This window comes from Paenibacillus darwinianus (assembly GCF_000598065.1).
Classification (GTDB): domain Bacteria; phylum Bacillota; class Bacilli; order Paenibacillales; family Paenibacillaceae; genus Paenibacillus_I; species Paenibacillus_I darwinianus.
The window spans coordinates 5,033-15,267 of sequence record NZ_KK082151.1 but is presented as its reverse complement, the minus strand read 5'-3'; the positions used below and the strand labels follow the sequence as shown (position 1 = coordinate 15,267).

The 10,235-nt window shown below is 59.1% G+C and carries 8 protein-coding genes; 1 reads left to right on the top strand and 7 read right to left on the bottom strand.

Annotation, left to right across the window (positions count from 1 at the left end):
* Positions 1 to 281: 281 nt before the first annotated feature.
* Positions 282 to 689, bottom strand: a complete 408-nt coding sequence (locus BG52_RS06875) for a MarR family winged helix-turn-helix transcriptional regulator (protein WP_036667009.1) — start codon at positions 687 to 689, stop codon at positions 282 to 284.
* 204 nt (positions 690 to 893) lie between these two features.
* Between BG52_RS06875 and BG52_RS16010 the strand changes: the two genes are divergently transcribed.
* Positions 894 to 1,061 (top strand): hypothetical protein, encoded by a 168-nt coding sequence (locus tag BG52_RS16010; RefSeq protein WP_190287484.1) that lies wholly within the window; start codon positions 894 to 896, stop codon positions 1,059 to 1,061.
* A 48-nt stretch (positions 1,062 to 1,109) separates the two neighbouring features.
* Here BG52_RS16010 and gyrA read toward each other — a convergent pair whose 3' ends face one another.
* The 6 genes from gyrA to purT form a co-directional block, all read right to left on the bottom strand.
* Positions 1,110 to 3,551, bottom strand: a complete 2,442-nt coding sequence (gene gyrA / locus BG52_RS06870; protein WP_036584020.1) for a DNA gyrase subunit A — start codon at positions 3,549 to 3,551, stop codon at positions 1,110 to 1,112.
* Between the two features lie 13 nt (positions 3,552 to 3,564).
* Complete coding sequence (gene parE, locus BG52_RS06865; protein ID WP_036584017.1) at positions 3,565 to 5,538, bottom strand: DNA topoisomerase IV subunit B; 1,974 nt, start codon at positions 5,536 to 5,538, stop codon at positions 3,565 to 3,567.
* A 132-nt stretch (positions 5,539 to 5,670) separates the two neighbouring features.
* On the bottom strand, positions 5,671 to 6,651 hold the full coding sequence (locus BG52_RS06860; RefSeq protein ID WP_036584014.1) for an ABC transporter permease: 981 nt from the start codon (positions 6,649 to 6,651) through the stop codon (positions 5,671 to 5,673).
* Positions 6,644 to 7,651: an ABC transporter ATP-binding protein gene (locus BG52_RS06855; protein ID WP_051587882.1), complete on the bottom strand. Its 1,008-nt coding sequence runs from the start codon at positions 7,649 to 7,651 to the stop codon at positions 6,644 to 6,646. Before BG52_RS06855 ends, BG52_RS06860 begins: the two co-directional genes overlap by 8 nt.
* Before the next feature lie 108 nt (positions 7,652 to 7,759).
* Positions 7,760 to 8,644 carry a GDSL-type esterase/lipase family protein gene (locus BG52_RS06850; RefSeq protein ID WP_081793649.1) on the bottom strand — a complete coding sequence of 295 codons (885 nt, stop codon included), beginning with the start codon at positions 8,642 to 8,644 and terminating at the stop codon, positions 7,760 to 7,762.
* 243 nt (positions 8,645 to 8,887) lie between these two features.
* Entirely contained in the window at positions 8,888 to 10,069 is a 1,182-nt protein-coding gene (purT, locus tag BG52_RS06845; protein WP_036584008.1) for a formate-dependent phosphoribosylglycinamide formyltransferase, read from the bottom strand.
* Between the last annotated feature and the right edge of the window lie 166 nt (positions 10,070 to 10,235).

The window sequence follows — 10,235 nt, the reverse complement described above, 5'->3', positions numbered from 1 at the left end:
GGTCCGCCAGTGTCGGCGTCGCCCATCCCGTTACGAAGGAATGGCTATCGCTGCAGGCCTTGCCGGAACGACAAGGCTTTTGGAAGCAATGGTCGCCGAAGCAGCTCGCCTTGGCCGCCGGCTTGTTCGCCGACGAAAGCTACGGCGTCTGAGCGACCGTTAGCGCGCTCCCCGTCAATCCCGGTTTATGCTGCACCAAGAAGAGCCCGTCAGGCGGGATTTCGCCTGACGGGCATCTTTATTTGATCCGGGCTCAGCCGAGGTCGCGCTGGGCGGCCTGTTCAAGAGTTCGCGACTTTGCTGAGCAAATAGACGAGCAATTGCTGATTGTGGGACGAGATTCGGCTGAGCGCCTGTTGAATGTAGGCGTCGCGAAGCTCCATGCCCCGCTTGGCTTCCGCCTGTCCTTTCTCCGTCACCGTTACCCAGACGATCCGGCGGTCGGCGTCATCGCGGCCGCGCGCGATCAAGCCCCCGCGCTCCATCCGGTCCAGCAGCGTCGTAATGGCGGCCGGCGTCGTCGATAAATACTGCAGAAGGTCGGAGGGCTTCATCGGCTGATGCGCCAGCAGCAGCTCGAGTACATGAAGCTGACCTTCCGTGAGATGGGGCGCGAGCTCCTCCTCCAGATGGAGCTTCCACTCCTTCGTGATTTTCATCCACAAACGGGCAAATTCCAAGGAATGCATCGTTCATCCTCCCTTCTGCGTCAGCATCCGATCACGTTTGTTGCCTTATATCCATTATACCATCCGCTTATGTCGAATTAAAGGTTAACGGGATTAATAATTATGGGTATAAATCGATTGAAATATGAACATTGCGACATGTCCCGACATAAGATGTATTCTAGGCACTTGTCGAAAAAGGACAGGCAAGGAGGCGGAATAACCATGACGCAAGACAAGAAGGAGCTTCTCCGCAGGCTAAGGGATTTCGGCATGCAAATAGACCCCCAGTGGCAGGACCGGCTCGATGAACCGGTCTCGCTGGGGGTCGTTCTGGAGACGATGCTGAAGCTGCTGGAAAAGCTGGATCCTCCGCACCGCCCCTATGATTGACGCATCATGCACGATGCACCGCGCACAAGCGACTGACCGGGACCGTGCTTACTGTCCGAATTTCGGGAAAACCGCTGCCGCCGGGTCCTTCTTGTCCAACGCGACAACCGCCCGTCCTACCGCCTTGCGGTCATCGATCGCAGTTCGCTCCGAGCTGAATTCATGCATCAGGCCCGACTCGGTGAGCAGCATATACAGCCTTTCTTCCTTGCAGTGGAATGCGCCGATCAGCCGGTCGCCGTTCGGCTTCACGCGTTTACCCTCCTTGAACTCGAAGGTGATGACGCCTTTGCCGCCTCGTCCCTGAACCGGATATTCGAACAGCAGCGTACGTTTCGCAAAGCCGAGATCGGTGACGACCAGCACTTCCCCTTCGTCGCCGACTATCCATTCGGCGGCGGCGATCTCGTCGCCTTCCTTCAGCTGCATGCCGCGCACGCCGGCTGCTACACGGCCCATCGGGTTCACTTCGCTCTCCGGAAAACGGATGCACATCCCTTGGGCGCTGACGAGCAGCAGCTCCTTGGAGCCATCGCTCAGCGCAACCCGAACGACTTCATCGCCTTCCGCCACCTTGCACGCGGCGATCGCAACGGAACGCGTCGTTTGGTATTCCTTCAGATCCGTCCGTTTCACCTGGCCGCGTTTCGTGACGAACACCAGCGAGGCGCCCGGCGTTTCGAAATCCTTCACCGGAATGATGCTGACGACACTGTCGTCCTTCGGGATCGGCACGACGTTGACGAGCGCCGTTCCGGTATCCTTCCATTTGAATTCCGGTATCTGATGGACAGGCAGCAGGAAATATTGTCCCTTGCGCGTGAACAGAAGCAGATTCTGAATCGTGTTGACCTCAAGCACGTGGCGCATCGAATCGCCTTCCTTCACGCCCGAGCCGTTGAGCTCGCCGCCTGAGCGTGTGAACGACAGCATGCTTGTCCGCTTGATATACCCGTCGCGGCTCAGCGTGACCAGCACATCCTCCGCAGTCACCATGACCTCCAGGTTGACTTTCAGCTCTTCCACCTCGCCGCGAATGTCGGAGCGGCGGTCGATGCCGAATTTATCCCGGATTTCGGTAAGCTCGTCCTTGATGACGCCGATCAGCTTTTTCTCGCTTTCGAGAATCGCCTTCAGGTAGGCGATCTTCTTCTGGATCTCCTTCAGCTCTTTCTCGAGCGAGGTGATTTCCAGATTGGTCAAGCGGTATAGCTGGAGCGTCAGGATCGCGTCTGCTTGACGCTCGCTGAACGCGAACTTTGCGACCAGGTTGTTCTGCGCGTCTTGGCGGTTTTTCGACGCCTTGATCGCCGCAATGATCTCGTCGAGCAGGTTCAGTGCCTTGACGAGCCCTTCCAGCACATGGGCGCGGTCCTCGGCCTTCTCCAACTCGAACCGGGTCCTGTACGTGACCACTTCCTTCTGGTGCTCGATATAAGCCGTGAGCATCTCCTTGATCCCGAGCTGCTTCGGCGTCTTGTTGACGATCGCCACCATGTTGAAGTTATAGGTCACCTGCAGATCGGTCTTCTTCAGCAAATAAGCGAGGATGCCCTGCGCATCCGCGTCCTTCTTGAGCTCGATGACAATGCGAAGGCCGTTGCGTCCGCTCTCGTCGCGCACCTCCGAGATGCCCTCCACCTTTTTCTCCAGACGAATGTTCTCCATCGCCGTGACGAGCCTGGATTTGACGACCTGGTAAGGAATTTCGGTAATGACGATCTGCTGGCGCCCGCCGCGCAAATCCTCGATTTCCGTCTTGGAACGGATATAAATTCTGCCCTTGCCGGTCGCATAGGCCTCGCGAATACCCTCTTCGCCCATAATCAAGCCGCCCGTCGGGAAGTCGGGACCTTTCACGATCCCCATCACCTGCTCGAGCGTCATGTCCGGATTCGTCATGAGCGCTACGCAGGCGTCGATGGTCTCCCGCAGGTTATGCGTCGGTATTTCGGTAGCGAAGCCGGACGAAATGCCGCTTACGCCGTTGACGAGCAGGTTCGGGTAACGGGCGGGTAGCACGACCGGCTCCTTCGCCGTGTTGTCGAAGTTGTCCTTGAACAATACCGTACGCTTCTCGATATCGCGCAGAAGCTCCATGGCGATCGTCGACAGGCGCGCCTCCGTATACCGCATGGCCGCCGCCGGATCGTCGTCCTGCGAACCCCAGTTGCCGTGGCCATCCACGAGGGTATGGCCCATTTTCCATGGCTGCGCCATGCGCACCATGCCTTCGTAGATCGAAGAGTCGCCGTGCGGGTGATAGTTCCCCATCACGTCGCCGACCGTCTTCGCCGACTTGCGGTACGGCTTGTCCGGTGTGTTGCCCGCGTCGTACATCGCGTACAGTATACGCCTCTGCACCGGCTTGAGCCCGTCCCGGACGTCGGGAATGGCCCGGTCCTGAATAATATATTTGGAATACCGGCCGAAGCGATCGCCTACGACCTCCTCAAGAAACGCCGGTAAAAATTGCTCCAGCATGCCCATGAAGCGTTCTCCCCTATTCTTCGAATTCCGTAAAGTCTACGTTCTCGATGATCCACCGTTTGCGCGGATCGACCTTGTCGCCCATCAACGTGGACACGCGGCGCTCCGCCTTGGCGGCGTCCTCGATCTGCACCTGCAGCAGCGTGCGGGATTCGGGATTCATCGTCGTTTCCCACAGCTGATCGGGGTTCATCTCGCCCAGTCCCTTATATCGCCGGAGCTCGCAGCCTTTGCCGAATTCCTTCAAATAGTTCTGGAGCTGCTCGTCGGTCCACGCATATCTGATCGTATCGAGCTTGCCTGATTTGCGTGATATTTTGTAGAGCGGCGGCTGCGCGAGATAGATGCGGCCCGTATCGATAAGCGGCTTCATGTACCGGTAGAAAAACGTGAGCAGCAGCACCTGGATATGCGCGCCGTCGGTATCGGCATCGGTCATGATGATGATTTTGTTATAGTTGGTTTCCTCAGACTCGAACTCCGGTCCGACGCCGGCGCCGATCGCGGAAATGATCGCTTTGTATTCATCGTTCTTGAGAATATCGATGAGCTTCGCTTTCTCCGGATTCATCGGCTTGCCCTTCAGCGGCAGAATCGCCTGGTGCTTGGAATCCCGTCCTTGCTTGGCCGAACCGCCGGCGGAGTCGCCCTCCACGATGAACAGCTCATTGCGCATATGATCCTTCGACTGCGCAGGCGTCAGCTTACCGTTCAGGTTCGAGCTCTCGCTTCTTTTCTTGCCGCTGCGGATCTCATCCCTCGCCTTGCGCGCCGCCTCGCGCGCCTTGTGCGCCTGAACGGCTTTCTTCAGCAGCATCTGCGCCACCTGAGGATTCTCCTCGAGGAATACCTGCATTTTGTCGGTGACGACCGCGTCCACAGCGCTTCGCGCCGTCGCGCTTCCGAGCTGGTCCTTCGTCTGGCCGACGAATTCGACCTCGCCCATCTTGATATTGATGACGGCCATCATGCCTTCCCGCAGGTCGTTGCCGTCTAGATTTTTGTCTTTTTCCTTGAGCAGCGCCGCCTTGCGGGCGTACTCGTTCATCACACGCGTGTAAGCAGTTTTGAAGCCGGTCTCGTGCGTGCCTCCGCCCCGGGTCGGAATCGAGTTGACGAACGAGGCCAGCGTCTCCGTGTAGCCGTCATTATACTGCAGCGCAACCTCCACTTCGATCTCATCCTTCTCGGCGGTGAAATGGATGACGTCGTGCATCACTGCCTTATCCTCATTGAGGAACTGGACGAACTGACTGGCGCCGCCCTCGTAATGAAACACATTTTCCTTGCCGCTCCGCTCATCGTTGACCGTTACCTTCAAGCCGGAGTTCAGGAAGGCGATCTCCTGCAGACGCTCGGACAACGTTTCATAGTTAACGGCAATATTGCCGTGAAAAACGCGGGCGTCCGGCTTGAACGTCACCTTCGTGCCCGTCTGCCGGGTATTGCCGATCACCTCGAGGCCGGTAACTGGCTCGCCCACATGCTCCTTGCCCTGCTTGTCCGTCCAGTATTCGAACCGCTGCTTGTGGATTTTGCCGTCGCGGAAAATCTCGACCTCGAGCCACTCCGACAGCGCGTTCGTGACCGATGCGCCGACGCCGTGAAGACCGCCCGATTTCTTGTAGCCTCCGCCGCCGAATTTCCCGCCCGCATGCAGAATCGTGAAAACGACCTGCGGCGTCGGGATGCCGGTCTTGTGCATGCCGGTCGGTATGCCGCGCCCGTTGTCGCGGACGGTAACCGAATTATCCCTATGTATCGTCACTTCGATCGCCGAGCAGTGCTTCGCCAAATGCTCGTCCACCGCGTTGTCGACGATTTCCCAAACGAGGTGATGCAGACCCGATGAGGATGTGCTGCCGATATACATCCCCGGCCGCTTCCGGACTGCCGTCAATCCCTCCAGCACTTGTATGTCATCTGCTTCGTAATTACGATTCGCGATTGCCGCTTTGTCCGTAAACATATCCATTTGATCGGCCATACGCGTCCCCCCTATCTTCAACCGCCCCGGCTGTCCGCTCGTGCACGAACCGGGTCCGGTAACGTCAGCCTTGCCTTACGTTACGATGAGTGCCGGAAAAAACAAACATACATTCGGCAAACAAAACCTATTTTAATTCATTATGTCCTGTTTAGTAAAGACAACAAACGAAACGATCAGCGAGACTGCGGACCAAACCGCGAGCACGCCCAACGAAAAAGGCAGCGTCATCCCCTCGATCGGCGGGGGCGTGCCCTCCAGATAACCGGTGAGCTCCAGATTTACGGCGAACAAATATTTGGCGCTCTGCCAGGAGGATGCCATGGCCGTGAGGATCGTGCCGGCGATGATGGCCGCCATCATCGTGACGATGCTGGCAGCCGTACTGCGGACAAGCACCGACACCATCACGGCGAGCAAGGCGACGGTCATGGCCGAGAACCAGGTGAGCCCGCCCTGCATCAGCAAAAATAGCCACTGCGGAACCGCACGCACGAATTCGGTGCTTACCTCCGCGCCGCTCACGGCAAAGCCGGTGAACACCGGCGCTCCCCAGCCTCCGTATCCGAAGAACAAGCCCGATATGCCGTAGCTAAGCGCAGCCGCCGTCACCAGAATGAGCGACACGTACAGGCTGAGCGCGGCCAGCTTCGCGAGCAATATTTTCCACCGCCGGACCGGCCTTGTCAGCAGCATCTTGATCGTGCCCGCCGTCCGCTCTCCCGACACGAGATCGCCGGCGACAGCCAGCACGAGCAGCGGAATGAACAAGGTGACGGAATTGCCCAGAAATTCGCGCGTGAACGTTACGCCGCTCGGGCTGCTCGGATTCACGTCGTGATCGAGATAGTATTGAAGCTGCTGGACGACCACCTTGCGGTACGTCTTCCATTCCTCGGGTATGCGGTCGCTCGCAAGCATGTTCTGATAATCGGTGATCTGCTGCAGCAGACGGCTTCGCCAGTCCTTGTCGCCGCTGCTTTCGGACATTTTAAGCTGCGCATAGGTAAAAATCGGAATGAGGGCGAGCAGGATGAGCGCCACGACATAGAACCGCTTCTTTTTCCAAATCTTCAACGTTTCGTTCTCGATCAGCGGCAGCAGATTACGCAATGCCCTCCCCCTCCGTCATCGTCAAAAATAATTCCTCCAGCGTAGGCGCAACGCGCTGGACCGTCTGAACGCCAATGCCTTGGCGCACTAACTCTTCGACCGCTCCGGGTATTTGTTCGGCACCCATGACGGTCACGACCGCGCCCGGCAGCCCGGCCAGAACAGTCTCGTCGATCCGGTGCCCGCCAGGCGGGATTATGCGGATGTCGGGCACCGATTCGAGGACCACGCTCCCCGCTTCGGGCCGGTCGAACTGCCAAACGACATAAGAGCCGGCCTGCTTGACCAGCTCGTCCACGCTTCCTACGGCAAGCACTTGCCCGGACGACAGAATCGCCACGCGGTCGCACATCAGCTCGATTTCACTGAGCAAATGGCTGCTGATGAACAGGCTCATGCCCTGTTCCGCCAGCCCGCGGATAAACTCGCGAAGCTCCTTGATGCCTTTCGGATCGAGCCCGTTCGTCGGCTCGTCCAGAATAAGCAGCCTCGGCTTGCCGAGCAGCGCCTGCGCGATGCCGAGCCTTTGTCGCATGCCGAGCGAATACGTTTTCACCTTGTCGCCGATTCGCCGCTCCAGTCCGACGATGCCGACGACCTCCTGAATGCGGCTCTCGTCAACGCCGGGCTGCATACGGGCGAAATGCCGGAGATTTTCCAGTCCGGTCAAGTACGGGTAAACCTCCGGATTTTCGACGATGCAGCCTACGTGGCGGAGCGCCTGCTCCGGCTGCTTGTGCACGTTGAAGCCGCAGATGCGCACCTCGCCTTCGGTCGGCTTGACGAGATCGACGAGCATGCGGATCGTCGTCGTTTTGCCGGAGCCGTTCGGACCGAGGAAGCCGAAAATCTCGCCCGCGTGCACCTCAAAGCCGACGTCCCGGATGATCCATTTGCCGCGGATTCGTTTTTTCAGCCCTCTGACGGACAATACGATGCCGGCGTGGTCGGCAGCTTGACCGCTTGCTCCGGCTGCGGCCGGCGATTGATCAATAGGCATTCGTGTGCAAAACCTCCAGTTCGTTGTGCGGAATATATGCGGTAACGGTTGATGATCTTAAACGACGGTCCGAACGGTGCGGCGCCGTGCCGCAATCGCGGCTGCCTTTTATTCCAGCGTCTGTACGATCCGTTCCGCGATCGCGGCATATCCATCCCCGTTCGGATGAAAATGATCCTGCGACAACCGGCTGCCGATCGCCCGCTCAAACAGGTCGGCGCTCGGCACCAGCGACATATTCGGATACTGCTGCAGCAGCCGGTAAGCCTCGCGGTTCCAATCCTGGACGGCCAGACTTCCTTGACGCAGCTCAGGTATATCGTAAAAAGGATTGTACAGACCAATGTACACGACCGCCGCGTTCGGGTTAATCTCATACAGCCGATCGATAACGATACGGAGCCGCCCGATGCCTTCCTGCAGCTGCTGCTCAGCCTGCCGGGGATCCAATGTGACGCGAGGGGCTGTGCCGGGTTCGGTCGCACCTTCCGGGGAGGTGTCCCCATCGGCAATGCCGGCTGAAGCGTCGGCTCTTCCGGGTTGTGTTTGCGCGAACTGGAAAAGATCATTGCCGCCGATCGTGAACAGAATAAGGTTCGCCCGGCTCAAAGCCATCGCGTAGGCCTTGTCTTCCGTAAGCCTCTGCGCGAGCTCATCCGCCTGCAGCCCGCTTACACCCAGATTGTTGAGGATTTCGGCGGGCTGGCCGGTTTTCTTTTGCAGCAAGGATGCCGTGCGCTTCACATAACCTTCGCCGCTTTCGTCTCCGATGCCTTGAGTCAAAGAATCGCCGATTGCCACGATGCGGTAGCCTTCCTGCTTAACTGGAGGCGAGGCATCCCTCTCTGCTGCGGATTCCGGAACGGCTTCCGGGGGCCGTGTTTGCGGATTAAGCAGATCGTTCACCGCGTAACCGAAACCGAAAAGCAGCACCAGCGTCGCCGCCAGCGATGACAGCCCGATCGTGCGCCAAAGCGCTTTTGCATGCATCATGTGTCCCCCTTTCGGGCTGCTTGTACATCCGACAAGCTCGAGCTTGTTACTTTTCACCTTACTGGTTTCGTTTGGTATTTGCAAATATGCGGAACTTCACGCCGGATCTTCACGCTCATTGTTCTCCCAGGCCGACGCGATCCTTCCGCTACGTTGCAGCATAAAACGGACCCGGCCGGCCCCGGCCCAACCGGAGCAACGCCGGCCGCCGCAGGCCGGACCGGGTCCGGGTCCGCCGCTTGATCAAGCTTCGTATGATATGCGGAGCGATTCCGCCGCTTGACGGGCAAGCTGCCGCGCGCCATCTGTCGTATCGGCGGTGCTGAGCGCCACCGCCATCCGCCGGCCGGGCTTCGTCTCCGGCTTGCCGAACACGCGAACCTGCGTATTCGGCAGCGCCAGGGCATCCTCAAGCCCGCTGATCCGGAATACCGCCGTTTCCCGGTCGGCCTTCAGCGTATGGGAGGCGCCCGGTGACAGCAGCCGGATCGTCGGGATCGGCAGCCCGAGAATGGCGCGGGCATGCAGCGCAAATTCGCTAAGATCCTGCGTAACCATCGTCACCATGCCGGTGTCATGCGGCCGCGGGGAAACCTCGCTGAACAGCACGCCGTCCCTGGTCAGAAACAGCTCCACGCCGTAAATCCCGTATCCGCCGAGCGCCTCGGTCACCGACCGCGCAATCTGCTCCGCCTGCTCCCGGTCGCGGTCGCTGACGTTATGCGGCTGCCACGACTCAATATAATCGCCGTCTTTCTGCACATGGCCGATCGGCGCGCAGAATGAGGTGCCCGACACCGACCGGACGGTGAGCAGTGTAATTTCCGACTCGAAATGAACGAAGCCTTCGACGATCACCCGCTGTTTCTTCGCGCGCCCGCCTTCCATCGCGTAGTTCCAGCAGCCCTCGATTTCGGCCTCCGAGCGGCAAACGCTTTGACCCTTGCCCGACGAGCTCATAATCGGCTTGATGACGCATGGCGTACCGAGCTCGCTTACTGCCGCGCGCAGCTCGTCCAGCGTATCCGCGAACCGGTACGGCGCCGTCGGCAGACCGAGCGTCTCTGCCGCAAGACGGCGGATGCCCTCGCGGTCCATCGTCAGCTGCGCCGCGCGCGCCGTCGGTACGACGCGGAAGCCCTCCCGCTCCAGCTCAACCAGCGCAGAGGTGGCGATCGCCTCGATTTCCGGCACGATCAGGTCCGGCTTCTCCTGCATAATGACCTTCCGCAACGCCGCGCCGTCCAGCATGTCGATCACATAATTACGGTGCGCAACCTGCATCGCAGGCGCTGCCGCATAGCGGTCGACGGCAATCGTCTCTATGCCGAGACGCTGCGCTTCGATCGCGACCTCCTTGCCGAGCTCGCCCGAGCCAAGTAGCATAATGCGCCGCGCTTGCGGCGTCAATGGGGAACCATACATAACAAAAGGAACCTCCCGGTTTTTCTTCCATTGTGGAGGTTCCTTCGCCTAAAAGTCAAGCTGACAAAAATCGGTACTGCGCTTCGATCAGGCCGTGATACACGCCCTGCTGGCTTATTAACTCGTTGTGGCTGCCCTGCTCGACGATCCAGCCGTGATCGAGCAC